Genomic DNA, 26,805 nt, shown 5'->3' on the forward strand with positions numbered 1-26,805 from the left:
CAGTCTGAAAGACTGCTTTGGGTCGAGGCTGTGGGAAACACGCTGCCATAGCTCATTATCAAGGGTGCTCTTACCATCCCCGAGTACGAAAAAATTGAATGGCGATCGATCTGGAAGGTCGGCTTTTTAGTCTCCAAAATTTTTTTGACGTTTTCACTCAGCCCCAGTCGTTAGCCTACGCCCAGTCATCCACAGAACCTGTGGATGAACGTGTGTAAATCCACTGCCATTTCCCTCAAACGCTAGGACTGGCGCGCACAGGCGCCCGCTGGCTAATCTCTCACCACCCATCCCTTCTCCCGGAGCCTTCATGATCTCGCACAGCCAGATCTACCGCACCCGTGCGGCTCTCGCCACCCATTGCTACGCTGACCAGACCGATGACTACTACAGCCGCGACGGGAGTGCCGCCACCTGGCAAGGGGCCGGTGCCCGACGTCTTGGTGCTGTCGGCGAAATCGACCCTGCACGCTTCAAAGCTATGTTGCAGGGCGACTTTGGTCGTGGCATCGCAGCAGGCCGGTCAATCCGCAAGGACTCGAAGGCCCGTGCCGCTCTTGATCTGACCTTCGGCGCGCCCAAAAGCATCACACTGCAGGCCTTGATCGGTGGCGACGAGCGCCTGATCCACGCCAATGATAAAGCGGTCGCTGCAGCCCTTGCTTATGTCGAGCAGCATCTGACTATGGGCCGCCACAAGGAAAACGGCAAGTCACGGGTAGAACACACGGGCAACCTCATCATCGCCAAATTTCGGCACGAGACAGCACGCCCGACCGAAGGCGCGGCCCCCGATCCGCACCTACACGTCCACGCCTTGCTGATGAATCTGACCCAGCGGGCAGACGGCAGCTGGGTGGCCTTGTCCAATGAGGAGATCTTCAAACTGCTGCGCGTGACCGATTCGATCTACCAGGCAGAGCTAGAACGCAATGTCCGGGCGGTGGGGTATGCAGTTCGCCATGAAAAGAGCCATATCGAACTGGCCCATATCAGTCGCGAGCAGATTGAGTTTTTCAGTAAACGCAGCACTAGCATTACTGCTGAACTGTCCGCACGCGGCACCAGTCGTGAAGAAGCCCCTCACGCCCTGCGCCAAGGCATCACCCTAGCCCACCGCCAGGCGAAGACTCAGGACCTCAGCCGCACAGAGTTGCATCGACAATGGCGTGACGCCGCTACAGCTATCGGCATGCAGTTTGACCACACAAGACAACAAACGGAAATTCAGCTAAAACAGGACCCAGAGAAATCATCTGACCTGGTGGCACAAGCCTCACTGAACTGGGCAATCCAACATCTGGCCGAAAGGGAATCCGTCATGTCCCTGGCGGATTTACTGCAAAACGCCGTGCGCCATGCTGGTGGCCATACGGACATCACAGCCATCCAGACTGCAATCCGGGGCCGTGTAGAGTCTGGCACACTGATCCGGGAAGCACCGCACTACTGCAGCACCCAGGACAGGCTGGCCCTTCCCATGACGCGCGACGGCTGGGCCACAGAGATCATACGCCTGCGCGGCCTGCCTCGGGACACCGCCCTGAAACTAGTTGACCAGGCCATTGCCGAGGGACGCCTGTTGATGGAAAGCCCACGCTACGCGACCCAGAACGCCTATGATGCCGAATCCAGGATTCTGGCCACCGAACAAGCTGGCCGCAGCGCCTGGCAGACCACGATTGCCGAGTACAACGCCGACAGCAGCTTGGACACGCGCCTGACGCCTGGCCAGCGGGAGGCCGTCATACTGGTCGCGACCGGCACCGATCAGATCGCCGGTATCCAGGGTCTAGCTGGCACCGGAAAATCCTTCGCTCTGCAAAATGCCCAGACCATCCTCCAACAACAGGGACACTCCATGACGGCCCTGGCCCCTTACGGCGGAATGGTTCGCAACCTGCGCAAAGATGGAATACCGGCCAACACAATTGCATCCGTGCTTGCAGCTTCCGACAAACGCCCCTTCATAAACACCCTGGGACCGAAAACCGTCGTAGTGATTGACGAAGCCGGAGTCGTGCCTGTACGGCAGATGGACAAGCTGCTGGCCCTCATTCAGCCGACGGGCGCAAAGGTCGTGTTACTGGGCGACACCGCCCAGACCAAGGCCATTGAGGCAGGCCGTGCGTTTGCCATGCTGCAGGAAAACGGCATGAAAACCGTACTGATGGCAGACATCCAGCGTCAACGCTATGAACGGCTGCGCCAGGCGGTGCAGTTGGCTGCAGAAGGCCAAGCCAGCCGATCCCTGCCACTCCTGGATCAGGTGCTCACCATCCCGGACCAGTTCACTGCCGACGAGCATGGCCACAAAAGCCGGGACAGTTCCGCCCGATATGAGGCCATTGCTCAAGCCTATGTAGAGCTTCCCGCGGCAGATCAGGCGGGCACTATCGTGGTGACTGGCACCAACGCTTCACGCGAAGCCATTAATGCGCGGATCCATACCCTGCTCGGCCTGAAAGACAAAGGACATCAATGCCAGCTACTGGCTCGCCATGACACCACGCGCGCAGAACGCAGCGTAGCGCGGTATTACACCGTGGGCGACATCGTCGTTCCCGAACGGGACTACCAGTGCGGCCTGAAACGCGGCGAGATGTACCGCGTGACCGGCAGCACACACCATGACCGCATCACCGTCGAACCGCTCCAGCCCGGCCCGTCACCCACCCAACCCATAGAAATCATCCCGAAGACCATGAGCAAGCTATCGGTCTACCACCTGAATCGGGCAGAGCTGTCTGTAGGTGACCATGTGCGCATCACACGCAACGATGCCCAAAATGACCTAGTCAACGGACAGCTGGCGAAGGTCGCGGCGATTGATGCAACCAGCGTCACCATAGCAACCAATGGTCGCCACGTGCAGCTGCCCACAGATCGACCGCTAAACATGGACTATGCCTACACCACCACTGCGCATAGCGCCCAAGGGCTGACCTGCGACCGAGTCCTTTATAACGCCGAAAGTTTCAGCCGCACGACCGCCCAGGACACTTACTATGTCAGCATCTCCCGCGAACGGCACGAGGTTGTTGTGTTCACAGACGATGCGAAAAAACTGCCTGAGCAGGTGGATCGGCTAACGTACAAGGGGCTGGCACATGACCTGCATCCGGTGGCGGCCAAAGACCTGACGCACGGTCAGAACGAACTCGACACTCCTTCCCTACGCCCGGAGTCTGAGCTGGAAATAGGATAACTAGCCGCCCCTTGTTCTCTATTCCGCATACAGTCTGGTTAACCAAACAAGTTACTGCAGCTGCGTCTAAGTGGATCTGTTGTCATGCCCGGCAGATATCGACCGATGCGGACGGTCATATCCAGAGTGATTCAGTATTTACAATGGAATCCATTGGGGGTTACTATGCGTTACAAAAAGCCAAATAGAGATTTGTCATGACACTTAAGCCTGGTCCGAAACCAATCGCCAAATCAACAGGCAAGCCTGACCAACGCCGTCGCGATAACAAGCAAACCCCTGGCAATACGCCTGCTCTCAAGCCTAGCAAGCCAAAGAAGTAAAAAAATTCCTTAGGGATCCTGCTGCCGTCTGGCAAGCGTCTGTTGATGACTGTGGCCAACAATCTTGAATGCTATCAGCTGCTGCTTGATCGATGCCAGCTCGATCGCTTCCAGGTTCATGTCGCTTTCGAACCGACAGCAGACTACCAACGGAACATTGCATACTGGCTGGCGACCCATGGCTGTCAATGTTTTCTGGTCTCCTCCCTCTCCAGCGCTCGAGCGCGCGAGATGCTGTTCAATACATGGGACAAGAATGATCGTAAAGATGCCGGTGTCATTCTCTACTTGATGCAACAAGGATTGATGCTGCCATTTTATGATCCACTGCACGCTGACGTGATGGACATTCAGGAGATTAGTAACACCTACCACCAGATCTCCGTGGCCAGAACCCGCTGCATGAACAGCCTGTTCAATCATTACATCACCCTGTATTTCCCGGAAATGGAGCGGTATTTCCACAGCTCTCGGTCGGAATGGTTTTGCCGATTTCTGCTCAAATTCCCAACTCCCGCCTCAATCACACGTTATCGCTGCGAGACGTTCGTAAAGCGAGCCTGGGACGTCGTCGGGCGTAAGGTTAATAAGGAGCATTTGCTGGAGGAACTGTACGCTGTTGCAGGGCAGTCGATAGGCTTGCCCGTGGTGCTCGGTAGTGCGGCCGTTGGAACATTCAAACTACAGCTGGCCCGATTTCTAGAATTAACCAATACACGCCTCCAATTGGAGAAGCAGGCAGACGCCTTCCTCTGCTCACGCTCAGACTATGAGCACTTGCGCTCGATCCCTGGAATTGGCCCCATCGTTGCACTAATAATCTTGGCGGAGAGTGGTGATCTGAAACGGTTTGGGCACTACCGCCAATTTCTGGCTTTCTGCGGCTTTAACTTATCCGCTCAGCAAAGCGGAACCAAGCATGGGCACTATCACCTTTCAAAGCGCGGTAACAGTCGTCTGCGCTATGCCTTCTGGCTGGCTGCTACAGTCGCGATCAACTTGAAAGAGAACGCGTTTTGGCAAAAATACACAAGGTATGTGAAGCAGAATCCAACGGATGCCGATTTGTGTCGCAAGGGGCGTGTCGCCGTTGCGGCCAAAATGGCACGCATCGCGCATGCCGTCGTTAAACAGGATATCAACCATATCGGGTATTACGAGGTTAGCCATGGGACGTAAGTCACAAGGGCCGTCAGGGCGCTGACACGCGACCCAGTAGATAATGCTCCACGCTCATGGCTATTTAAAATTGCTGTGTGAAGCTTGTTCAGGCCGGCTGGTCCGAACCTCTGTATATTATGGTGAGCATCCAACGAGCCACAGGCAAAGAGCATCGTATTAAATCGTACTCACTTGCTGAGTGCCATGGTTATATTTTGGCCAAAAATGACTTGACTGCGAAGGTAGCTCCTTGTCACAGCGAATTATCTTTGGACGCCCACGCCATTCCATGACTTGAGGTTGCCCCTAAATGACGTAGTTCTTAGTTCCAGTTAAATTGGAACAAAGGAGCAAGAAATGTCAGATCAACAACGGCGTGGGAAATACACGGCGGAATTCAAACAGGAAGGTGTCCGGCAAGTCCAGACCGGACAGTCAATTGCATCGGTCGCAATAGCCTTAGGCATTCCTAAAGCGAGCTTGAGCAACTGGGTTAGACTGCACGCTCGGGGCGAGTTGGTGAATACTGGCAGTAGCCCGAAGGATACCTTGCCGGTCACGCCCGAGCAGATGGAGCTTACACGCCTGAGGGCTGAGAATGCTCGCCTGAGGATGGAGAGCGACATTGCAAAAAAAGCCGCGGCGTACTTTGCGCTGGACACGCTGCAAGGTACGCCTGGATTCAAAAAATGAAGTCTCATTGGCCTATCCGTGCGATGTGCCGTGTTCTAGAAGTGAGCGACAGCGGTTACTTCAGTTGGCCACGTCGGCAGAACGCGACGCCCTGGACGAAACACCAACGCAGAGTAAGTGATGAATGGGCACTGGCCAATATCCGTGTGATCCACGCTGACGTGAAGCGCGAGTATGGATGGCCTCGTATGCACCAGGAGCTTCTTCGACGTGGCATAAGGATCGGAAAGGAGCGCGTACGGCAGCTGATGCAACGACACGCCATCCGTGCCAAAGACAAGCGGCGATTTGTGGCAACCACCGACAGTAAACATGCGCTGCCGGTATCACCGAACCTGGTGCAGCGACAGTTCACGCACCAGGCGTTTACGCGGTTTCATACGCATATTCAGCTCCAGCTCGCGATAAATACGGTATATGCGCTTGTCGTCTAATTAGTCAATCAAAAAATCAACTGTGGTCTTTGTCGTCTCCGTAGTCACCTAATAGGCGCTACAACATGCAGCCAGACGTCGCATCCATTCCTATGTGATTCACGCAAGTTTGTTTTGCAGCTGCAAAGCGCATCTCGGAATTGGACTTGGCGCCGAACTCAGTGTGATCATTGAATAACCTTCTTGTACGGCACATCTAACTACTATTATGCAGCAAGTTTCCCCTGGTTGTCGTTGTAGAACTCGCCGGACTTCCACATGCTGAGAATCAGGCTTGAAAGTTTTCTCGCCAACGCAACAACAGCTTTTTTGTATCCCATGCGTTGCCTTAGCGAGTTAGCCCATTTCGCCAGCGTTGTCTCGGTACCGTAGCGCGAGAGCAAGCACGAAGCAGCCTCGTAGAGCAGCGATCTTGTTTGACGGCTCCCATGCTTTGAGATCCCGCCGTTCCTGTCAACCTCGCCCGATGGGTATTTCTTCGGCGTTAAGCCAAGAAAGGCGCCAACATCGGAAACGCTTTTAAACCGTGATGGGTCATCGACAGCTGTTCTAAAGCTCAGTGCGGTTAGCACACCCACCCCGGGAATAGAGGTTAGCAGCTGGCAAACCGGGTCATTCTTGGCTTGCTTGGCCAGCATTTTGTCGAACTGTCTGATCTGCCCCGTAATATGGGTCCAAGTATCCAGCAACATTAGTACAACGGGTTTGATCGCCTCGATGGTAGGCTCAGACTCAAGTATGGACCGTTTAAACACGCTATTTTTTTCAGGTGGCAGTATGACGCCAAATGTTTTCAAAAGCCCTCGGATTTGGTTCGAAATCGTGACACGAATCTGAATCAACTTTTCACGGGCTGTCATCATGAGCCTTTGATGATGACAGTCCAATCTTTTCACATGCGTCGGGCGATACCACCCCGAGCGAACGAGCCTGGCTATGCCTAGCGCGTCATTTCGATCGGTCTTGTTTAATTGCATCCTCAGCGCCGCATGCACATGTTGCGCATGAATACAGTCAACATCCAGCTCGCCGGCCTTCAGAGAGTGATAAAGCCAAACAGCCAAAGGGCCTGTTTCCATGCCAATCTTGGCGTCTTTATAGCCTTGTGCGACGAGAAAGCCCCTTATCGCTACGGGACTGGAGTCAACATCGGCTTGGTAAACCTTTTCGCCCGCTTCATTGACGACGCAAATGGCAGTTTTCTTCTGAGAAACATCAAGGCCAACATACGCTTTCATGATCATCTCCTTCATAGGGCAATAAGCTATAAATTACCGCATGTGGTTCCATTTAAAGCCTTTGACGTTACGCAGGTACAAATAGCAGAGCCAAAGCCCCAGTTCCGTTGGTTATGGGTCAGCCGAAGCAGCCAATCGGCAATCTGTTGATTGTCACTGCTTAACTTGGCCTGATAGCGATAGCATTTCTCGCTGATGCTAAACGCATCGCAGGCTAGGCGAATAGCTACTTGCCCATCGAACTCGAGTTGTGCAAACAATTTGGGGTGTCGCGCTCTACGGTCCGCGAAGCTCTCAAGCAACTTGTGCGGCAGGGCTTGCTGGTCAGGAAACGCGGTGTTGGAACACGGGTTTGCGCGGTGGCGCCGGTAAGCCAGTGTGTGCAGCGCATGAGTGGCGTCAGTGATCTGATTCAATATGCTACAGAGACCACACTTCATGTTGATAAGAGCGAGATCGTCAGTGTGTCCGGCGATGTGGCAGTCATGTTGGGCGCCTCTGAGGGCGAAACTTGGCTGCACGTGCGAGGGCTGCGCTTTACCAAGGGTAGCGAACTACCCATCAGTTTTACAGATATCTACATCGCGCCGCGATTCCGCTCCGTAGAGGGAGTGGTAGGGCGCGTAGCGTGTGCCGTCTACACCCTGATCGACAGGCAGTTTCAGGCAAGTATTATGACCGTCGGGCAAGAAATCCGTGCCACCATCCTCTCCGAGGAGATGGCTCATCTGCTGATAGTACCGCCGCATACACCTGGCCTCGTGCTGGCGCGCCGATACCTAGACGAGCGCGGCGACCTCACTGTGTGCGCGATCAGCGTGCTCCCCGACAGCCGTTTCAATTACAGAGAAACCTTCCGACGCGACTCGGTCTTGCTCAGATGAATCTTGACGTGCGCGTCATTTTGCTCAGCTCGCTTTTATAAGGCAATTGAACAACAAAGTTAGGCCATATAGTGTGACAGCATAAGCCGGCAAACGGAAATAGACTTTACGTATTAACTTATTCCGCCTGCCAGATTCAGTTTTTTACTTTGCCAAGGCCACTGCCGCATACCGCCCAGCCAGTTCACCTTCCTGGATGGCGGTAGACATGGCTTGAGCTCGCGGCAAAATATACGCCGCATAAAAAATACTGGTTGCGAGTTTCTGCGTATGAAATGCCGTGCCAGCCCCGTCGACCATACGCTTGTGACAAGCCAGCGCAGCGCGTGCCATTTGCCAACCTGCGTATACGATGCCCGCCAACATGAGGTAGCTCACGCTACCTGTAAAAACCGCACGCGGTGACTCTTTGGCATTGGCCAGTACAAAGTGAGTGGCCTGCTCATTAGCATCTATCGCGGCGGCCAGCCTGCGCGCCATCAGGGCAAACCCTCCGGCATCATCGCCACCTTGGTTGGCTGCTTCTTCGAGCTCAGCCACCGTTGCGTACATTTGAGTGGCAAGAGCCTTGGCGGTAGCGCCACCATCGCGCAATACCTTACGCCCAACAAAATCATTGGCCTGAATCGCCGTTGTGCCTTCATAAATGGTCAAAATACGGGCGTCGCGATAGTACTGCGCTGCACCTGTTTCTTCGATGTAACCCATGCCGCCATGCACCTGCACACCCAGTGAGGCCACTTCAATAGATGACTCAGTGGAAAGGCCTTTTACCAACGGCACCAGATACTCATACAGGGCCTTGTTGCGCGCCTGTTCGTGAGCGTCTGGATGATGGCGCGACTTATCAAAGGCTGCCGCCGCCACATAGGCCATAGCACGCGTGCCTTCGGTAAGCGCTTTCATGGTCATGAGCATGCGCTGCACATCGGGGTGGTTAACAATCGCAACAGGCCCCTGAGACCCTTCAAGCGCCTGCCCCTGCAGGCGGTCACGCGCATAGGCGTCGGCGTGCTGCAGGGCGCGTTCTGACAGTGCAATGCCCTGTACGCCAACCGCATAGCGGGCGGCGTTCATCATGATAAACATGTATTCAAGGCCGCGGTTTTCTTCGCCTACCAGGTAGCCGACAGCCCCCTCGCCCACATCGCCTTTACCCGCACCGTACATCAAGACGGTGGTTGGGCTGCCATGAATACCCAGTTTGTGCTCAATAGAGGCACACCACACGTCGTTGTGCGCACCAAGCGAACCATCGTCATTGACAAGGTACTTGGGAACAATAAACAGTGAAATGCCTTTTACGCCTTTGGGCGCATCAGGTGTGCGGGCCAGCACCAGATGGACGATATTCTCGGCCATGTCGTGCTCGCCATAAGTGATGAAAATTTTCTGGCCTGACAGGCGATAGCTACCATCACTCTGCTTTACTGCCTTGCTCGAAACCAGTGCCAGGTCTGACCCGGCCTGAGGCTCGGTAAGGTTCATGGTGCCCGTCCAGCGGCCTTCAAGCATGGGTGGAATATATAAATTTTGCTGTTCGGGCGTGCCTACCGCCGTCAGGGCCTCAATGACACCATCGGTCAGCAAAGGACACAGGGCAAAAGACAGATTGGCGGCGTTAAGGTTTTCACCCGTGGGCGCGCCCACGAGCTTGGGCAAGCCTTGGCCGCCCCATTTGATCTCGTGCTGCAGCCCTTGCCACCCACCCTGAGCGAACTCCTGAAAAGCCTCTTTGAAGCCAGGCGACGTTTCAACCTTGCCATTGTTCCATTTGGCCGGATCCGTATCGCCACTGTGATTCAACGGAGCAAGCGCCTGCTCAACAAAGCGTGCGTTTTCTTCGAGCACCGCATCAACCAGATCTTCAGACACCTCTTCAAAGCCTGGCATTGCCAGCACGTCGTCCAGGCCCGCAAGCTCTTTAATAACAAAACGAATATCATCTAAGGGGGCTCGGTAAGTCACAGAATCTCCAATATCTATTGATTTAATTGTCAAAGCGCAATCGAACACGCGTACAACGGGCAGCATTTAACCCAGGCTTTGCCTGCGCAGTTTTTCTCATATATTAACCGCCTCCACAGTGCTGTGCTCACCGCTTCCACAGAGCTGTGCTTGCGCCTCCACGGTGCTGTGCTTACCGGCTCCACCGTGCTGTTGCTTACGGTTTCTACGGCACTGCGCTCACCGCATTGATCGTGCTGTGCGCGGGTCATCGCTTTAACCTGCTTTCATTTCAACCGGATTCAGCCACAAGAACGAAAGAACTCCAGCTGCTTCAAACAAAAAACCCCGAGACAGGAGAGTGCCTGCTTCGGGGTTTTTTTTGGACGGAGCCATCAGCCTTTAAAACTGGCCGATCGCCCGTCGCCAGGATTACAGCAACTCAACCAGCTCTGGAACAGCCTGGAAAAGATCGGCAACCAGCCCATAGTCGGCCACGCCAAAAATGGGGGCTTCAGCGTCTTTGTTAATGGCCACAATGACCTTGGAGTCTTTCATGCCGGCCAGATGCTGGATGGCACCAGAAATACCGATGGCCACGTAAAGCTGCGGCGCAACGATTTTGCCCGTTTGACCGACTTGCCAGTCGTTGGGTGCATAACCCGCGTCTACGGCTGCGCGCGAGGCCCCAAGCGCTGCACCAAGCTTGTCAGCCAATGGTTCGAGCATTTTGAAGTTTTCGGCGCTACCCAGGCCACGACCGCCGGACACCACCACTGCCGCGCCAGCCAGCTCAGGACGATCGCTCTTGGCAACCTCACGGCCTACAAACGAAGACAGCCCGGCATCAGCCGCCGCAGTCAGCGTTTCAACAGCAGCGCTGCCGCCTTCAGCGGACAAGGCATCAAATGCCGTGGTGCGCACAGTGAGAACTTTAACTGCATCAGCCGACTGCACCGTCGCAATGGCGTTACCAGCATAGATGGGGCGCTGGAACGTGTCAGCAGACTCTACAGCGATAATGTCGGAAATTTGTGCAACATCAAGCAGAGCGGCAACGCGGGGAGCAATGTTTTTGCCCGATGCCGTCGATGCAAACAGAATGTGGCTGTAGTCTTTGGCCACGGCCAGCACCTGGTCAGCAACGTTTTCAGCCAGCCCTTCAGCCAGATAAGGCGCGTCGGCCAGCAATACTTTGCTTACACCAGCAGCCTTGGCCGCCTGGTCTGCAACAGCTTGCGCACCACTGCCAGCAACGAGTATATGTACATCGCCACCGATTTTCTGGGCGGCCGCAACGGTATTAAGCGTAGCACCCTTGAGCTGGGCATTATCATGTTCGGCAATTACCAGAATTGTCATTTAGATCACCTTCGCTTCGTTCTTGAGTTTCTCTACCAACGTTGCCACATCGGGCACAACAATGCCTGCCGAACGTGCAGGTGGCTCTGCAACCTTGAGTGTTTTAAGGCGAGGTGTAACATCAACGCCGAGGTCTTCGGGCGTGAACACGTCGAGCTGCTTTTTCTTTGCCTTCATGATGTTGGGCAAAGTGACATAGCGAGGCTCGTTCAGTCGCAAGTCGGTCGTAATGATCGCAGGCAATTTGAGCGACAGGGTTTCGAGGCCACCGTCAATTTCACGCGTTACGGTTGCGGTATCGCCAGAAACTTCGACTTTGCTGGCAAATGTAGCCTGCGACCACCCCAGCAATGCAGCTAGCATTTGCCCGGTTTGGTTGGCGTCATCATCGATAGCCTGTTTGCCGAGAATGACCAGCTGAGGCTGCTCTTTATCAACAATCGCTTTCAAAAGCTTTGCCACAGCCAGCGGCTGCAGCTCGACATCAGTTTGAATCAGCGCAGCACGGTCTGCCCCAATGGCCATGGCCGTACGCAGGGTTTCCTGGCTTTGAGCCACGCCGCACGACACGGCAATCACTTCGGTAGCAACACCTTTTTCTTTCAGACGTGTTGCTTCTTCAACGGCAATTTCGTCGAAGGGGTTCATCGACATTTTGACGTTGGCGATGTCTACGCCAGTCTGATCAGACTTAACGCGCACTTTGACGTTGTAATCAACAACGCGCTTGACAGGTACCAAGACCTTCATTGAGTTTCCTCCAGGGGGCATATATAAAACAAGCTAAAAAAACAAAACTTCTTAAGCGTATGATGTAGCCAGCGGTCGCTGCAGCCGGCTTGTGAGAAATGCATGAACTAGGCAAGCGCATTGCCTCCGTATGCGAGCATGAGTTGCTTAATCTTGTGAGCAGAGTAGGAAAAAACAAGACAGGCCCATTAAGAACTCGTTCCAACTCCTTCAAGCCAGATTTCGGGCGGTCATGCGCTGTGGTAACTTCATATTTAAGGCAGTCGCGTGCTGCAGGGCGTGAAGGTCGCAATGCCTTTCCAAGGCCGGTGCGCACCCAGAAGAAGCAACTCGACCTCTGCCGTTTGCCATGGGCTGCAACAACAACAGGAAATTACCTTCCGCTTAATGAAAACTTCAGCCACAAGCAGCCGCGCGTGTTCCCAACAAACCCTGAAGCTTGCGGGCCATGTCGAGGAGCGTCATGTCGTGCCCCTCCTTCGCGATTAATTGCAAACCAACAGAAAGTGCACCTGCCTGTACGGGAAGCGGAATGCTAATCGCCGGTGAGCCCACAAGATTTGCCAAGAGCGTCAGATCAGCCTGCTGGGCCGGAGCGGGGTCATCCATTAGAAAAGGCTCATGCCCTGTGGTCGGCAGCAGCAGCATATCAGCTTCAGCCAACCAGTTACGCCAAATTAGCCGGCCACTGGCAAGTACTCGTTGAGCGCGGGCAATATCGGGCAAGCTGCGAGTTTGGACCCAGCGAAGTGCTGCTGCCAGGTCTGGCGGGAATTGTTCAGGCTCTTGATCCCACACATCGCCATAGGTCAACAGCATTTCAAGCTCGCACAACACCAGCCCCGCCCGGCGCACACGGCTCAATTCGCCAGCCTGCGCGGTAAAGCGCTCAACCGCCCACCCTGCCTCTTCGATGCGCTGAACAGCGGCCTCATAGGCCAGCCAGACTGCCGGTGCAATGTCCAGACCGATGACACGATCTGGGGCACGCAACTTGAGTGGACCGGTCGATGAGCCAGTCGGGAAAAAACGTCGGGAATCTGGGTTGTCAACGTCAAACTTGGCGGCCACCTCCAAAGTTTTCTGCAGCAGCGATACATTGCCGGCTATTAAGCCCAAGTGATCCAGCGCACTGCACAATGGCACACTGCCGCGTGTGCTGAGCAAACCAAAACTAGGTTTGAATCCCACAACACCGCAATAACTGGCGGGAATGCGCACTGAGCCCATCGTATCGCTGCCTATTGCGACATCGGCCCACCCTGCCGCAATACTGGCTCCGGCGCCGCCACTCGACCCGCCTGGCACGCGACCGGGGTGCGCCGGATTCATGCAATTGCCAAAATCAGGGTTGTGATTGCTGGCACCAAATGCAGCGGGATGCATGTTGCTCTTGCCCAGAATAATCGCACCCGCCTTGCGCAAGCTGGCGACTACGAATGAATCGTGAGGCGCAATACGCTCGCGCAGCACACCCAGCCCTGCCGCTGTGGGCAGACCTGCCACATCGATGTTGTCTTTAACAGAGAAAACAAGGCCGTCGATTTCGCTTAGTGGACGGCCCTGCGCCCGCCGGGCATCACTTGAGCGGGCCTGTTCCAGGGCGTCATGTGCCAGCGACAGATAAATATGCGTGTTTGAGTTGTACTCTTGTATCTGGCGCAACATGGCGCTTACACGCTCTGTGGCCGACTCAAAATCGGTACGGTTTAAAATCGGCCATGCGAGAGTGGTGTTGCCTGTCATGTCAGTTTCCATACAAAGTGCTAAATTAACCCTTGCGCTGATCAATCAGACGCATAGGCTTCTGCCTGACCTCAATGCCTGTTAACGCAGCAAGGGCCCCGGCGCCAACCGTTTCCACTTCAAGGTCAACCCCCAGGGCTATCTTCAGGCGCTGACGATACTGCTCCGCACGTTGTTCATCGCCAGGCTGATGGCTTTCTATCTGAACAGCAAACCTCTCTTTGCCTGCTTCCGTCTTTGACAGCACACAGATATAGTCACCGGCAAAGTCTGGTTCGTCGCGCAATATATTACCGATGGCCTGAGGGAATACATTGATGCCTTTGATCTTGACCATGCTGTCACTTCGCCCGAGAAACCCGGCGATGCGACGGAATGGCAGACCCATGGAAGACTGCCCCGACAACACCTGGGTGATATCGTGGGTGTTGAAACGGATAATGGGGAATATATCGTCAATGAACAGGCACGAAATAACCAAGTCACCTGATTCGCCATCTGCCACAGGCTTGCCGGTATCGATATCGCATACCTCCAGATACTGGGCATCTTCCATAATGTAAAGCCCGTCATGATCTGGGCCTTCGCCGGCGATCATGCCCGTATCGCCTACCCCATACCAGTCAAAGGTTTCGACCTGTGGTCCCCAGGCGAGATTGAGCGCCTCTCTTGACTCAAAAGACAGATGACCAATAATGCGCTTCAAACCAATATCTTTGACAGGGTCGATACCGTGCTCGACCGCCACCTGGGCAAGCCTGGTCAGGTAGTCGCCAAAACCCGTCAAAATGGTTACGCCGAAATCTCGCATCAACTCTACTTGCTTGATCGATGGTGTTTCAACCCCGGTCCCCGCAGACAGAAAAATAGCCGATGTGTATTTGGTAAACGCTTCGCGAATGTAATGACCGCCGTTGATCAGCCCATGTCCGTATACCGACTGTACGACGTCATTAACGCCCACTCCCTGCATGCCGTAAAGGCGTCCGAGCAACAGCGACTGAATTTCTCGAGTTTTGGGGCTGAACACCAAAGGTTGCGGCCTGCCTGTCGTACCTGACGTGGTGTGCATAACCATTGGAATAATCTTCCCGTCGACGGGGATATCTCTGCCATGATGGTCGCCAAAAGGAGGGTGCAGGGCGACGCTCTCCATAATCTCGGCTTTGCCAAAGCTTGGCAGCTTTTCGATGTCATCAATACTGCGGATATCGTCGGGCGAAACACCGGCCCCTTGCCATAAGCGCTGATAAAAAGGGATCTGCCAAGCGCGACTTACCGCACGCATGAATAATTCATTTTGCCCGGCCCGAAGCTCGTCCTGGCTCATGCCCACAAAACCAGACATGAACTGCTCTCCCATTGGAAAGCGCTTGCCTATGACGTCCGGGTTAAAGCTTTGATAGTAAAGACTAGCCTGCATAACGCGATATCTCCTCAGCTAAGACGCTCCTGTCAGGGAAACGTCACATTCATCTTGTTGTTTGGATTACAATTTAATATGTACGTACAAATAAAGAAGTTATCACAGCGCGCTTTTTTTAACAACAGAATTTTCTTCGCGCCATCGCTGACCACACAGTGGCAAACATCGTATGCTTTATGTACGGTGAAATTGCGACGCATAAATTATTCGGGGTATCATGTGGAAACCGGAATGCAGGCATTAGGACCACAAACATGGCAGCTACCGAACAAAAGAAACGGAAACCTCGCTACCGCGAAGTAGCCGACGAGCTCACTGAGGGCATCCTGACAGGAAAATTCCCTCTACACAGCATCTTGCCGGGTGAAAATGAAGTGGCGGCACAGTATGGTTTAAGCCGGCATACGGCTCGTGAGGCAATGCGTATTCTCGAGCAAAATGGCCTGATCACGCGCCGCCGTCGTGCCGGCTCCATGGTTGTAAACGACGAGCTTCCAACCCGCTACAACCAGAAAGTTCAGTCAGTCAATGACCTGTTGCAGTATGGCAATGCCTCGCGTTTGCAGGTCATTGATTCACAAGAACACATCATGGACGAACATATTGCGCAACTGCTGCAAAGTGATGCCGGGAAACCGTGCTTGAAGCTCGATGGTATACGTTACCAACATCATGACAACCGTCCGTTTGCTTTTACCGAGATCTATTTCAACATTCCATCCAAAGCGACGCGCACACGTCTGCAAGATCTTGGTCGTGCAATCAAGTATGTCACCCGCAAGCTCGACATCCCCAACCTGCGCACCGTAGAACAAACACTTACGGCGGAAAACGCGAACGGAACACTGGCGAAAGTACTTGAACTCAAGCCTGGAGCAGCCACTCTGCGCTCTTTGAGAACGTACGTAGACATTCAGGACAAACTCATCGCCGTCGCCTACAGCTGGCATGCAGGCGACTTGTTCAGCTACTCAACGGTGCTGACCAAAGTCTGACTTTAGCTTCACTCCAAAAATCAAACAGCCAGCTGTCGAGATTCTGCGCTCAGCATTTCTCGATGCGCTGGATTCGCCACCGCAATCATGGCCGCCATACGCTCACGCAGACTCAGGTTGCGCAAATACGCAACGCCCCACTCCGTCACGACGATGTCGGCATCGGCCACCCCAAGCGTCGCCGGGCCATTTAGTTTGGAAACAACTGTGCTGATCCCGATCTGATCAGGCGCGGACGCTGATGCTCTGACGGTTGAACGCAGGCCGATTACCGATTTACCTCGTGGGGCCTTTCGAACGCCGCGCACAAAATCAGCCAGACCACCCATGCCACCTATATAGCGCGCCCCCGCAGTCTCAGCATTTACCTGGCCGAACAGGTCAACCTGAAGCCCACCATTGACTGCGACAGGATGGTGCAGGCGACACAGCACTGATGACGCGTGCGTATAGGTGATCGGTGCCAACCGTAGCGACGAATTATGATGAGCCCATTCATACAGACGGCGTGTTCCCATCAACGATCCGGTCACCGTAATCCCTGCATCAAAAGACTTGCGAGCATTGTTTACGACACCGGTTTCAATCAGACGTTGAACTGCATCACCTATTACCCCAGAATGTATTCCAAGATCGCGATGTTCTGTCAAACAACCCAAGACTGCATCAGGCACGCTACCTATCCCTGTTTGCAGCGTACAGCCATCATCGATCAGCGACGCCACATGTGATGCAATCTGCAGTTCAATGGCTCCGGCCGTAGGCGCCGTAAAAGTCTGCAGCGCGGTATCGGTATGCACCAGATAATCAATGCGCAAATCAACAGGTACGGCGGCGCCCATGACCACCGGCGCTTGGCGGTTGCACACAGCGACAACAAGACGGGCCTTCGCACAAGCGTCTGCCATATAGTCATGTGCAGCGCTCCAGAAAAGCCCGCCGCCTTGCGAACACTGGGCCACCTGCATAAGAACCACGTCTGCCTGGAAGACGCCATTGCTCACCGCTTCGGGTAGATCTGAATAAAGCAGCGGGTAAATGGCAAGCTTGCCCGCTCGCACCAATGGCGCATTGGCAAACATGGCCCCATAACTTACCAGGTGGACACCATCGAGTTCATGGAGCACACCACTGGTATGGGCTCCTATGAACATGGTCAAGCCTGAGGGCAAGTGGGTACGGCATAGCTGCTGCAGAAGGGCTACCGGCTCGGCCGTAAGCTGGCCTACCACCAACCTGTCACCGGGGCGCAGAAGCGCCGCCAGATCAAGTTGGTTGATGTCAGAAATAACGACCATTACGCTTAGTCTGCGCGATGCGGATGTGCGCTTGCATAGTGTTGGGCGATATCGAGCCGGGATGTAATCCATACATCAGAACGCGCAGCAACGTAATCAAGAAACTGCTTCAGATAACCAATGCGCCCAGGCCGCCCTATGACCCGAAGATGCAGGCCAAGTGACATCATGCGCGGTGAACTGGCGCCCTCTTCGTATAGCCAGTCAAAGGTGTCTTTGGCATAGCGCAGCCATACGTCTGGACCATAGGCCGGGTCTGTCCAGAACTTCATGTCATTGGTGTCTATGGCATACGGTACGACGACCAAAGGACTGGCTTGGGTTGTATCCCAAAACGGCCGATCATGACTGTAATCGTCCATGGTGTAGTAAAAGCCCTGTTCAGCCAACAGTCTGCGTGTACGCTCCGTCGTCAAATAACGAGATAGCCAACCTGACGGCTTCTTGCCAGTGGTTGCCTCAATGGACGCCACAGCCTTGCGGATATATTCTCTTTCTGCCGCTTCGTCCATTAAGAACTGATGTGACCACCGATAGCCGTGCGAACATACTTCGTGCCCGTCTCGTACGATGCGCTGAGTTAATTCGGGGGCTCGCTCAAGCGCCAGGGCGCAGGCTGTCACCGTCGCCTGCATGTTGCGCTCTGCAAGCAAATCAAAGACACGTTGGGCACCAGCGTTTAGCCCATACCGATAGTTGCTTTCATTGCCATAATTGCGCACCGAACGCTTCAATACGATGCCAAGTTCATCCACCGGCTCCGGAAACTTATCGTTGTCAGCAATATTGGCCTCTGCCCCCTCTTCCACGTTTACAACCAGCGATAGTGCCAAACGGGCGCCGTTGGGCCACTTAAAGTCAGGATATAGCTCAGTATTCATGAAGATTCCTCGCGCTTGCGCTCAAAAACAGTTGATATTCAGTAAGTGACACAATATTATGTACGTACAATAATAATATGTACGGACAAAAATATAAACCCTTTTTTTCAGCATGCGAGCGATGGAAACCATAAATACGAACAGACCCAAGCCCCTGCAAGGCATACGTATCATAGCGCTGGAGCAATACGGTGCCGGGCCATTTTGCACAATGAACCTGGCGGATCTGGGTGCGGAAATCATCAAAATAGAAAGCCCTGCACGAGAGGGCGTGCCAGGAGGCGACAGCTCGCGGCAATCGGGCCCTTATTTCATGGGTGAGGATGACAGCCAGTTTTTTCAAACATTTAACCGCAACAAACGCAGCCTGTCGCTCAATACGCGCAGCCCAGAAGGTCGCGAGATTCTGCTGAAACTGGTCGCTACAGCAGACGCGGTAGTCAATAACTTACGGGGCGACCAACCCGCAAAGCTTGGGATTACCTACGACGACCTCAAGCACGTCAACCCGCGCATTGTCTGCGCCCATCTTTCGGGCTATGGCCGCACAGGCCCACGTGCAGCATGGCCTTCATACGATTATTTAATGCAGGCCGAGAGCGGCTATTTGAACCTGACAGGTGAACCCGGTAGCCCGCCTACCCGTATGGGCCTGTCGATAGTCGATTTTTTAACAGGGCTGACGACAGCCTTCGCCATGACGGCCGCCATGCTGGGCGCGTCTCGAAGTGGTCAGGGATGCGATATTGACGTCACGTTATATGACGTAGCCATGCAACAGTTAACCTACCCAGCCACGTGGTACCTGAATGAGCAGCACCTTACAGAACGCATGCCGCGATCCGGTCACCCCTTCGTTGTACCCTGCGAGATGTTCCCAACGAGCGATGGGTGGCTCTTTGTCATGTGCATCACCAAAAAATTCTGGGAAAACTTCTGCACGCTGCTGGAACGGCCTGATCTGATCACAGACTCTCGCTTTGCGGATTTCGAAGACCGACTCGCCAATCGCGATGCATTGGCAGAAATTCTTGATGCCATCATTTCTCGCAAAAGCGCCTCAGCCTGGATGCAGACTCTGGCAGGAAAAGTACCTGCTGCGCCGGTTCTGACCATGCCCCAGGCACTGGACAACCCCTACTTTAAAGAAATGGGCGGCATTACAGAACAACCCCACGCGGTACGGCCCGATTTCAAGGTGGTATCGAGCCCCATCCGCGTCAATGGGCAACGCGCTGCGGCACTCGCAGGCCCTTCGCTCGGCGCAGACACCGTCGCTTTATTAAAAGAGCTGGGTATGGACGAAAATAAGATAAGTAGTTTGCAAGCTCAAGGAGTGATTTAACATGAAACTCGAAGGACTACGCGTACTGGACCTTTCATTATTTCTGCCCGGCCCGCATCTGACCACTATGCTTGCCGACCATGGCGCAGAAGTCATCAAAATTGAACCACCGGGCGAGGGCGAGCCTACCCGCCACATCGGATATCGAAGCGGGGATGCAAGCGTCTGGTTTCGCAATACACACCGCGGCAAAAAAAGCATTGTGCTCGATCTTAAAAACAAAGAAGATCATGCACGTTTGCTAAACTTGGCTGACACCAGTGATGTCATGATTGAAGCCTTTCGCCCCGGCGTCGTCGAGCGACTGGGTGTCGATTACGCGTCTATTGCCAAGCGTAACCGCGGCATCGTATATGCCTCGATTGCGGGTTTTGGGCAAACAGGCCCTGAACGCCTTCGGCCCGCACATGACCTGGGTATCGAAGCACTGGCTGGGGTTGTCAGTTTAAATCTGGGACGGGATGGGCAGCCAGCCCAACCACATATGCCGGTGGCCGACATCAACGGTTCAATGATGGCACTGGCAGGCATCTTGATGGCCTTGTATCGGCGCGAAAAAACCGGCGAAGGAGACTACATAGACATCTCTATGCATGATGCCACGGTCTCATGGCTTCCCAATGCGGTAGGCAGCGTTTTCGCTGAAGACAGGGCTCCAGTGGTGCAACAAGAGCGGTCTTGGGGCGGCCATTCGTTTTATCAAATTTACCCCACCAAAGATCAAAAACACGTAGTGCTTTCGGGTGTAGAAGCCAAATTCATTCGCAATCTACTCACTGATTTTGATCGTCCAGACCTGATTCCGACCGCCCTGTTACCGCCCGGGCCTGCACAAGAAACTGTAAAAGCGTTCTTGCGCGCCAAGTTTCTGGAAAAGACACGCGACGAATGGGATGCATGGATGAATGGGCGCGATATCTGTTACGCACCGGTGCTAGATCTTCATGAGGCCCTGCATCAACCCCAGTTGGCGCAGCGAAACATGGTGTTCCGCGATGCGGAGGGGCATTTGCATATCGGCAACCCCATACAGTTCAAAAATGAGCCCGCACAGATCAACACTGCCATCCCCACGATGGGCCAGCACAATAGCCTGGTGGGCAAACCTGAAGAGAAGCCAGCATCATGAATACAGGTTCACCCCTTTCTCGCCAGCTCATAGATTTACTCGCACGGCCTATTACAACTTCTGATCGTGAGCGTGCTGCATTGCATGTACTCGACTGGATGGGTTGTGCCGCAGCGGGCCTAACCACGCCTCCTGGCCAAGTGTTCAGCGCCTATGCAGCCACGCTGGCCCCAGGGCAATGCCCCGTCATCGGGGGACTAAGCCTCAGCGCAAGTGATGCCGCGTTGATCAACGGTACCATGGGTAATGTGCTGGAGATGGACGACTTCTATCGCACCGCGCTCGTTCATCCTGGTCCAGTTGTCGTGCCCGCTGCACTGGCTATGGCAGCCGCAACCGATGCCAGCGGTGATGCATTTCTGGATGCGGTCATCAAAGGCTTTGAAGTCATGATCCGTATAGGCGATAGCGTCGGCCCCAGGCACTATCGCTATTTTCACAATACGGCAACCTGTGGCGTATTTGGCGCCGCCGTCGCCGCTGGCAGCTTACTCGGACTTAACGCCGACACCATGGTGCATGCATTAGGGCAGGCAGGCACCATGGCTTCGGGGCTTTGGCAATGCCGCATTGAAGACACGATGAGCAAACAACTGCATACAGGCCGGGCCGCGCAATCAGGCGTCATGTCCGCACAACTGGCAAGCATGGGTTTAACGGGAGCCACTCAGATTCTTGAGGGTGATCTGGGCTTCTTCAACGCCATGTGTCCAGATGGGCAACCCGAGAACCTTCTTGTGGGTGCCGATAACCCGTGGCGCATTCATGGCACCAGTTTCAAGCCCTGGCCCGCGTGCCGCCATACCCATGCAACCATCGATGCCGCGTTGGCGCTGCTTACTTGCGTAAATACCGATCAAATTACGCACATCGTAGTAAAGAGTTTTCGCGACGCCGTGCAGGTCTGCGACCGCGCATTGCCAGTTACCAGCGTGCAAGCCAAGTTCAGCCTGCAACATGCCAGCGCCATTACCTTGCTATTCGGCAAGCCCAAGCTTGAACATTTCAGCGCAGCCTATATCAATGACGAAACAGTCGCCGCTCTGCGCGCCAAAGTCGTTCTTGAAGAGGCGTCCGAGATGACCCAGGTCTATCCCCAGCACTTTGGCAGCAGTATGCACATAGAGCACGCTGACGGTACGATTGTTACTCATACCGTAAACGATGCGTTGGGCGACCCCGAGAACCCCATGAGTCTTAGCCAACTACAAGAAAAGGCGGCCATGCTACTGACTAGTGCGGGTTACGACACCAATACCCTATCTGAGTTAACGACGGCGGCATTGGCACTACCAGGAGCTCTCACAATCAAGGGGCTGTCTAGTCTCATACGCTAATGGTCAGGAGCAAGACAGGTTTGCGGGCCGCACCGCAAACCTGCCTGACATTAGAAGAGCGGCTTGCGCTTTTCCTTGAACGCCGCGATTCCTTCCTGGAAGTCGGCGCTTTCAAACGTCATCTGAAACTGCTGTTCCAAGTCGTCTGACGCTTTGGGATCAACACCACTTAGTGAGTTGATCATGCTCTTTACGACACGAATAGACAGCGGCGAATTAGCCGTCAATGCAGAGACATAAGCAGACACCGTCGATTCAAGACTGGCAGTCGGCACGACGCGATCTAGCAGACCCAATTGCTTGCCTTCATTGGCATCTACCAGACGTCCACTGAACAACAAGTCTTTCGCCCGACTGGGGCCAATGAGCGCAACCAAACGACGAGTGTCAGACACGCTGTAAGCCACACCCAATTTGCTTGGTGTTATTCCCAGACGTGCGTCTTCGGCAGCAAACCGCACATCGCATGCCAGTGCCAGGCCACAGCCCCCTCCCACGCAACTGCCGTATATCTGGGCAACCACAGGTTTGCACATTTGTTCTACCGCCAACTGGGCATTACGCACGATCAGGTTGTACGCTTTCGCGCTGGCATGCGATCTATACACGTGTTCAAACTCACCAATGTCGGCACCCGCCGAGAAGGCCACTTCACCCGCACCGCACAACACCACGGCCTTGACCAATGCATCAGCCTCGAGCTGTTTAACGAGGCCTGGTATTGCCGCCCACATGCTGGACGTCATCGCGTTACGCTTGGCAGGTCTGTTCAGAATTAGGCGGGCTACTGCGTCGGTACGGGAACAGACAATATCGTCTGTGCCATTTACTTCATATGTCTTGTCAGCCATATGGCTATCTCCGGGAAAACACACAGCAAGGCAATCGCAACAAACATGGCCACCACATAGGGCGCCGTACCCAACGCAATCGTGCGTATGGATACGTCGCGGCTAATTCCTTGAAGAACAAAAAGGTTCATGCCTACAGGAGGGGTAACAAGGCCAATTTCAGCGGCAATCACCACAATGACACCAAACCACAACGGATCGAATCCCAGTGACACAATCAACGGAAAGACGATGGGCAAGGTCAGGACCAGCATGGAGATGGAGTCAAGGAACATGCCAAGTACGACATAGACCAGCAAAATGATCAGCATGATTTGCCAACGCCCAAGACTGCCCTCTGTGGCGCTAGCCATCAGGCTTTGGGATATTTTGAGGTAATCGAAGCCGAAGGTCAGTATATGTGCCCCCGCCACAATCAAGAAGATGAAGGAAGTGACGACTACAGTTTCGGCCACAGCATCCAGAAACCTGTGTAGCGTCATGCGTCCGCGCACAGCGCATATGATTAGTGCAATGAATGCCCCCACCGCTCCGGTTTCGCTGGGCGTAGCCAGCCCTGCGTAAAGCGCGGCAATAACCAGTACCAACAACAGCAACAGCAGCAGCGTATCAATATAGCTTGCACGTGTTAGTGGGGCTTGCACTGCACTTGTGCGCGGCGCAGCTGAAGGCATGATCAATGCCCAACCGATGGTCACCAGGGTGAAGCACAGCATCATCAATATGCCCGGCACAATGCCAGCAATAAACATGGCGGTAATCGGAACCCCAACCGTCATGCCGTAGATGATCATGGGGACGCTAGGCGGTATCAGTATGCCTAGTGTTCCTCCTGCTGCAACAGCGCCATACGTCAACCCCGGGTGGTACCCGCGTTGTGTCATCTCCGGACAGGCGACCCCACCTATGGTCGCTGCCGTGGCAACGCTAGACCCCGATACGGCAGCAAAAATGCCACAACCGGCCATGCTCGCATGCGCCAGCCCGCCCGGTAGCCAAGACAGGCAACGCGCCATGACAGCGAACAGCTCCCGGCTAAGCCCGCTACGCATTAACACCGCTCCCATCAAGACAAACATAGGAACCGCAATCAATGCAAAGCTGCTCGTGGAGTTCCAGATGCGGCCGGGAATATTGACCGGAAACGGAATGGGTGTAAGAAAATAGATAGACAGTATGCCCACCAGTCCCAGCACGAAGGCAATACGAACGCCTGCGGCCAACATGCCGACAATGACCAGCCCCATCATCAAAGTGACAAAGCCTACGCCCTGATGCTTGCCTAAATACATGGCGGCCCACCCACCAACAAGCATGACCCCCACCCCAAGCAGCACCTTGGGGCCATTCGAACTAGCGCCTATTACTACGGCGAGGACGATTGCCAGACTGCCAAAGTCAAACCGCGTGCCGGGCAACAAAGGAGGCTTGACGCCCAGGCCCACCAGCACAACCGCCAACACGAGCATCAACAGATACGGGAAAGAGCGACGAAAGCCTGCAGCATATTGTGCGACGCGCTCTATTTCAACCAAAAGCGCACCGGAAAGAACCAGCAGCCCAACGGCAATTGGCAACTTTGGCAACCAGCTGGGCGTCAACAACAGGCCCAATAAACGTGAGCCATTTTTATAGTCGGACAACACCAGCAAAAACGATTGCCAGCTTGCGATCAGCGTAAAGACCAGAGCAGCCCACGCTGCAATCAGGAGAATTACACGTCGATTGGCCGGTGACACCCACATCAGAAGCAAATCGACGCGAACATTGCCTTCTTTCAGGTGCGTGTGCGCCGCACCGCAGAATATACCGACGACAAGTGCATATGTGCTGATCTCGGTCGCCCAGGAAGTGGGCGCATCAAAGAGATAGCGCGAAAACACATCAAAATTGGTCGCCGCCAAAGTGGCGATTACGCCGAGAATAGCCAGATAGTTGAGAAACGTTGACGCCCGGCAGATGGCTCGTGCCGGCAGGCTGTATGCCGTAATATCGCCGGACATCATTTCAACCCTGCTATATCTACATAAAAACCGTCAACAGGCGGGTAGGCTTGCTGCATCCACGCTAGCCCGCCCTGAGCGACCCAAACAGCAGTAGCCACACGAGAAACCGCCACTAATGCGCTTAAGTCTTCATCCCGCAAGGCATTGCGCGCCTGAGCAGCCATAATGATCTGGCCAATAAACTTACCCTGCCAGATCAACGGTGCAAATATGGTTGCGCCCATTCGGGCGGTCTTCAGATACTGTCGAAACTCAGGGTGCTCATCGGTGTTCTTCAGGATCAGTTTTTTCTTGGTCGCGTAAACAATGCCTGGATGCCCGCCATCAATAGGCACCAGCAACCGCTTCTGCTCAGAAGGGAAGCCAACGCCTCCCACCAGCATATGAAAGCGCTCATCCGGCGTGACAAAAAATGCACCAGCCACAAAAATATCTTGTTCACCCGGTTTCAGCGCGCCCTCTTTCATGTGCGCATTATGGTCACCCAGCCGAGTATGACAAGCCTGCATCAACGCTTCAATAGCCGCTTCAGCGCCAGAAGCGTTCAAAGCATCTTGGCCTGCTTGCTCCAGTAAAGCCAGCACTTCGCAATCATTATTCACTTTTGTCTCCGGTGCACCCAGGTTCGTCAGCCGTAAAACGCCTGACAGCCCGAACACGTTTACGCGTTCGGGCATAAGGGTTAAAGCTGTTTCTTTAGTTCTTGAATTTTCTTGACCATCGCACGACCGTCTGTGCCCGACTTGTCGTTCAGGGCGTACCAGCTGTCATAGACCGGCTTAATATGCTCAGGCGAAAACAGCCTATCAATTTCAGCCTGAGGCACAAATGTCACATCCATACCTGACTTTTTCAGCATTTCAACATTTTTGGCGTTAAACGCTGCGTTGTTTGCAAAATGCTCATCTTCGATCTTACGGAACTCTTGCTCAACCAATGGTTTCAGATCGGCTGGCAATTTGTTCCACACGTCTTCATTGACGACAAACGACCAGGTAATGACAGCGCCAATATTCCAGATGGAAACATTCTTTGCGACGCTGGAAAAGCCAATACCATTGGCTGTTCCCACAGAGGTCATCACCACATCAACAATGCCGCGCTGCAGAGCGGGCACGATTTCACCGAAAGGAACCGCTGTGGGTGCTGCGCCAACCTGCAACATTAAATCAGCGGCACTGTTGTTGTGTACGCGAACCTTCTTGCCCTTAAAGCCTTCTACTGTCAGTAGCGGCTCTTTGGAGATTACGCACTGCAACTCAAACACACCTGTTGCCAGCTGGCGGGCGTTGTATTTTTCTTGCCAGACTTTGGCGACAGCACCGCGAATGTAAGGGTCAAGCAGCTTGTGATATGTGGGTACATCGGTCAGAAGGCCAGGCAACATGCCCACATTTAACAACGGTGCCTCAGCGCTTAGCCAAGGGCCAACGGCAAAGGTGGCATCCAGGCTGCCGTCTCGTACCGCCGCTGGTTGATCAGGCCCCGCCACGAGGGTGTCATACAACTCAATTTTGAGCCGCCCATTAGTCGCTTTCGAAATGCGCTCAGGCACGGTCTTGATGGTTTCTACATAGCTGCTACCGGCAGCATTGATGTAACCGACGTTCCAGGTAATCGTTTCTGCGAGGGCGGTCGAACCGATCATTGATGAGACGATTGCCGCACAAAACAGATTCTTAAATGTTGACATGTTGTCATCCTTAAATATGTACGTACATACTACGAATCAACACCAGCTCCGTCAAGAAAATCGTTATCGGTAATTTCCCTTTATCCGACCTTTTCTTG

General features: G+C 54.2%; 18 protein-coding genes and 3 pseudogenes. 8 read left to right on the forward strand and 13 right to left on the reverse strand.

Annotation, left to right across the window (positions count from 1 at the left end; translation table 11 throughout):
- Positions 1-310 precede the first annotated feature (310 nt).
- The 3 genes and pseudogenes from mobF to FQ179_RS22685 all read left to right on the forward strand — a co-directional run.
- A complete protein-coding gene (gene mobF, locus FQ179_RS09265) occupies positions 311-3,208 on the forward strand; it encodes a MobF family relaxase (protein ID WP_149397041.1) in 2,898 nt (965 codons plus the stop codon).
- Positions 3,209-3,555: 347 nt separating this feature from the next.
- Positions 3,556-4,710, forward strand: a pseudogene (locus FQ179_RS09270) (IS110 family transposase); the annotation flags it as partial.
- A gap of 339 nt (positions 4,711-5,049) precedes the next feature.
- Positions 5,050-5,747, forward strand: a pseudogene (locus tag FQ179_RS22685) (IS3 family transposase); the annotation flags it as partial.
- Between the two features lie 278 nt (positions 5,748-6,025).
- Here FQ179_RS22685 and FQ179_RS09285 read toward each other — a convergent pair.
- Both FQ179_RS09285 and FQ179_RS09290 read right to left on the reverse strand, forming a co-directional pair.
- Positions 6,026-7,057: an IS110 family transposase gene (locus tag FQ179_RS09285; protein ID WP_188074560.1), complete on the reverse strand. Its 1,032-nt coding sequence runs from the start codon at positions 7,055-7,057 to the stop codon at positions 6,026-6,028.
- A gap of 36 nt (positions 7,058-7,093) precedes the next feature.
- Positions 7,094-7,287 (reverse strand): annotated as a pseudogene (locus FQ179_RS09290) (IS3 family transposase); the annotation flags it as partial.
- Here FQ179_RS09290 and FQ179_RS09295 point away from each other — a divergent pair.
- Complete coding sequence (locus FQ179_RS09295) at positions 7,288-7,941, forward strand: GntR family transcriptional regulator (protein WP_149397046.1); 654 nt, start codon at positions 7,288-7,290, stop codon at positions 7,939-7,941.
- 144 nt (positions 7,942-8,085) lie between these two features.
- Here FQ179_RS09295 and FQ179_RS09300 read toward each other — a convergent pair whose 3' ends face one another.
- The 5 genes from FQ179_RS09300 to FQ179_RS09320 all read right to left on the reverse strand — a co-directional run bounded on the left by FQ179_RS09300 (position 8,086) and on the right by FQ179_RS09320 (position 15,169).
- Positions 8,086-9,909, reverse strand: coding sequence for an acyl-CoA dehydrogenase (locus tag FQ179_RS09300; RefSeq protein ID WP_149397047.1), 1,824 nt, complete (start codon positions 9,907-9,909; stop codon positions 8,086-8,088).
- Between the two features lie 411 nt (positions 9,910-10,320).
- Complete coding sequence (locus tag FQ179_RS09305; protein WP_149397048.1) at positions 10,321-11,250, reverse strand: electron transfer flavoprotein subunit alpha/FixB family protein; 930 nt, start codon at positions 11,248-11,250, stop codon at positions 10,321-10,323.
- Positions 11,251-12,000, reverse strand: coding sequence for an electron transfer flavoprotein subunit beta/FixA family protein (locus FQ179_RS09310; protein ID WP_149396737.1), 750 nt, complete (start codon positions 11,998-12,000; stop codon positions 11,251-11,253). It abuts the gene before it with no gap.
- 396 nt (positions 12,001-12,396) lie between these two features.
- Positions 12,397-13,746, reverse strand: coding sequence for an amidase (locus FQ179_RS09315; protein ID WP_188074561.1), 1,350 nt, complete (start codon positions 13,744-13,746; stop codon positions 12,397-12,399).
- A 25-nt stretch (positions 13,747-13,771) separates the two neighbouring features.
- The gene (locus FQ179_RS09320; protein ID WP_149397050.1) at positions 13,772-15,169 is read right to left on the reverse strand and encodes a phenylacetate--CoA ligase family protein; all 1,398 of its coding nucleotides are present in this window, start codon (positions 15,167-15,169) and stop codon (positions 13,772-13,774) included.
- Between the two features lie 257 nt (positions 15,170-15,426).
- Between FQ179_RS09320 and FQ179_RS09325 the strand changes: the two genes are divergently transcribed.
- Positions 15,427-16,167 (forward strand): GntR family transcriptional regulator, encoded by a 741-nt coding sequence (locus tag FQ179_RS09325; protein WP_188074562.1) that lies wholly within the window; start codon positions 15,427-15,429, stop codon positions 16,165-16,167.
- A gap of 20 nt (positions 16,168-16,187) precedes the next feature.
- Here FQ179_RS09325 and FQ179_RS09330 read toward each other — a convergent pair whose 3' ends face one another.
- Both FQ179_RS09330 and FQ179_RS09335 read right to left on the reverse strand, forming a co-directional pair.
- Entirely contained in the window at positions 16,188-17,465 is a 1,278-nt protein-coding gene (locus FQ179_RS09330) for an acetyl-CoA hydrolase/transferase family protein (RefSeq protein ID WP_188074563.1), read from the reverse strand.
- 5 nt (positions 17,466-17,470) lie between these two features.
- Complete coding sequence (locus FQ179_RS09335; protein WP_149397053.1) at positions 17,471-18,346, reverse strand: polysaccharide deacetylase family protein; 876 nt, start codon at positions 18,344-18,346, stop codon at positions 17,471-17,473.
- Positions 18,347-18,467: 121 nt separating this feature from the next.
- Between FQ179_RS09335 and FQ179_RS09340 the strand changes: the two genes are divergently transcribed.
- Genes FQ179_RS09340 through FQ179_RS09350 form a run of 3 tightly spaced genes read left to right on the forward strand, consistent with a single transcriptional unit; the run spans position 18,468 to position 22,157 of the window.
- Positions 18,468-19,691: a CaiB/BaiF CoA-transferase family protein gene (locus FQ179_RS09340; RefSeq protein WP_149397054.1), complete on the forward strand. Its 1,224-nt coding sequence runs from the start codon at positions 18,468-18,470 to the stop codon at positions 19,689-19,691.
- A 1-nt stretch (position 19,692) separates the two neighbouring features.
- Positions 19,693-20,820: a CaiB/BaiF CoA-transferase family protein gene (locus FQ179_RS09345; RefSeq protein ID WP_149397055.1), complete on the forward strand. Its 1,128-nt coding sequence runs from the start codon at positions 19,693-19,695 to the stop codon at positions 20,818-20,820.
- On the forward strand, positions 20,817-22,157 hold the full coding sequence (locus FQ179_RS09350; RefSeq protein ID WP_149397056.1) for an MmgE/PrpD family protein: 1,341 nt from the start codon (positions 20,817-20,819) through the stop codon (positions 22,155-22,157). Before FQ179_RS09345 ends, FQ179_RS09350 begins: the two co-directional genes overlap by 4 nt.
- A 50-nt stretch (positions 22,158-22,207) precedes the next feature.
- Here FQ179_RS09350 and FQ179_RS09355 read toward each other — a convergent pair whose 3' ends face one another.
- The 4 genes from FQ179_RS09355 to FQ179_RS09370 all read right to left on the reverse strand — a co-directional run bounded on the left by FQ179_RS09355 (position 22,208) and on the right by FQ179_RS09370 (position 26,707).
- On the reverse strand, positions 22,208-23,008 hold the full coding sequence (locus tag FQ179_RS09355) for an enoyl-CoA hydratase-related protein (RefSeq protein WP_149397057.1): 801 nt from the start codon (positions 23,006-23,008) through the stop codon (positions 22,208-22,210).
- On the reverse strand, positions 22,984-25,014 hold the full coding sequence (locus tag FQ179_RS09360) for a TRAP transporter large permease subunit (RefSeq protein WP_149397058.1): 2,031 nt from the start codon (positions 25,012-25,014) through the stop codon (positions 22,984-22,986). The genes FQ179_RS09355 and FQ179_RS09360 overlap by 25 nt, the downstream gene beginning before the upstream one ends.
- Positions 25,011-25,616, reverse strand: coding sequence for a GAF domain-containing protein (locus tag FQ179_RS09365; protein ID WP_149397059.1), 606 nt, complete (start codon positions 25,614-25,616; stop codon positions 25,011-25,013). The genes FQ179_RS09360 and FQ179_RS09365 overlap by 4 nt, the downstream gene beginning before the upstream one ends.
- An 80-nt stretch (positions 25,617-25,696) precedes the next feature.
- Positions 25,697-26,707 (reverse strand): TRAP transporter substrate-binding protein, encoded by a 1,011-nt coding sequence (locus FQ179_RS09370; RefSeq protein WP_149397060.1) that lies wholly within the window; start codon positions 26,705-26,707, stop codon positions 25,697-25,699.
- Positions 26,708-26,805 lie beyond the last annotated feature (98 nt).

The organism is Pusillimonas sp. ANT_WB101 (genome assembly GCF_008369125.1).
Classification (GTDB): Bacteria; Pseudomonadota; Gammaproteobacteria; order Burkholderiales; family Burkholderiaceae_B; genus Allopusillimonas.

Bases quoted from the DNA above. Each gene is read 5' to 3' on its own strand.
- mobF (WP_149397041.1), top strand. From the start codon at position 311: ATGATCTCGCACAGCCAGATCTACCGCACCCGTGCGGCTCTCGCCACC.
- FQ179_RS09285 (WP_188074560.1), bottom strand. From the start codon at position 7,057: ATGAAAGCGTATGTTGGCCTTGATGTTTCTCAGAAGAAAACTGCCATT.
- FQ179_RS09305 (WP_149397048.1), bottom strand. From the start codon at position 11,250: ATGACAATTCTGGTAATTGCCGAACATGATAATGCCCAGCTCAAGGGT.
- FQ179_RS09310 (WP_149396737.1), bottom strand. From the start codon at position 12,000: ATGAAGGTCTTGGTACCTGTCAAGCGCGTTGTTGATTACAACGTCAAA.
- FQ179_RS09315 (WP_188074561.1), bottom strand. From the start codon at position 13,746: ATGACAGGCAACACCACTCTCGCATGGCCGATTTTAAACCGTACCGAT.
- FQ179_RS09320 (WP_149397050.1), bottom strand. From the start codon at position 15,169: ATGCAGGCTAGTCTTTACTATCAAAGCTTTAACCCGGACGTCATAGGC.
- FQ179_RS09325 (WP_188074562.1), top strand. From the start codon at position 15,427: ATGGCAGCTACCGAACAAAAGAAACGGAAACCTCGCTACCGCGAAGTA.
- FQ179_RS09330 (WP_188074563.1), bottom strand. From the start codon at position 17,465: ATGGTCGTTATTTCTGACATCAACCAACTTGATCTGGCGGCGCTTCTG.
- FQ179_RS09335 (WP_149397053.1), bottom strand. From the start codon at position 18,346: ATGAATACTGAGCTATATCCTGACTTTAAGTGGCCCAACGGCGCCCGT.
- FQ179_RS09340 (WP_149397054.1), top strand. From the start codon at position 18,468: ATGGAAACCATAAATACGAACAGACCCAAGCCCCTGCAAGGCATACGT.
- FQ179_RS09345 (WP_149397055.1), top strand. From the start codon at position 19,693: ATGAAACTCGAAGGACTACGCGTACTGGACCTTTCATTATTTCTGCCC.
- FQ179_RS09350 (WP_149397056.1), top strand. From the start codon at position 20,817: ATGAATACAGGTTCACCCCTTTCTCGCCAGCTCATAGATTTACTCGCA.
- FQ179_RS09355 (WP_149397057.1), bottom strand. From the start codon at position 23,008: ATGGCTGACAAGACATATGAAGTAAATGGCACAGACGATATTGTCTGT.
- FQ179_RS09360 (WP_149397058.1), bottom strand. From the start codon at position 25,014: ATGATGTCCGGCGATATTACGGCATACAGCCTGCCGGCACGAGCCATC.
- FQ179_RS09370 (WP_149397060.1), bottom strand. From the start codon at position 26,707: ATGTCAACATTTAAGAATCTGTTTTGTGCGGCAATCGTCTCATCAATG.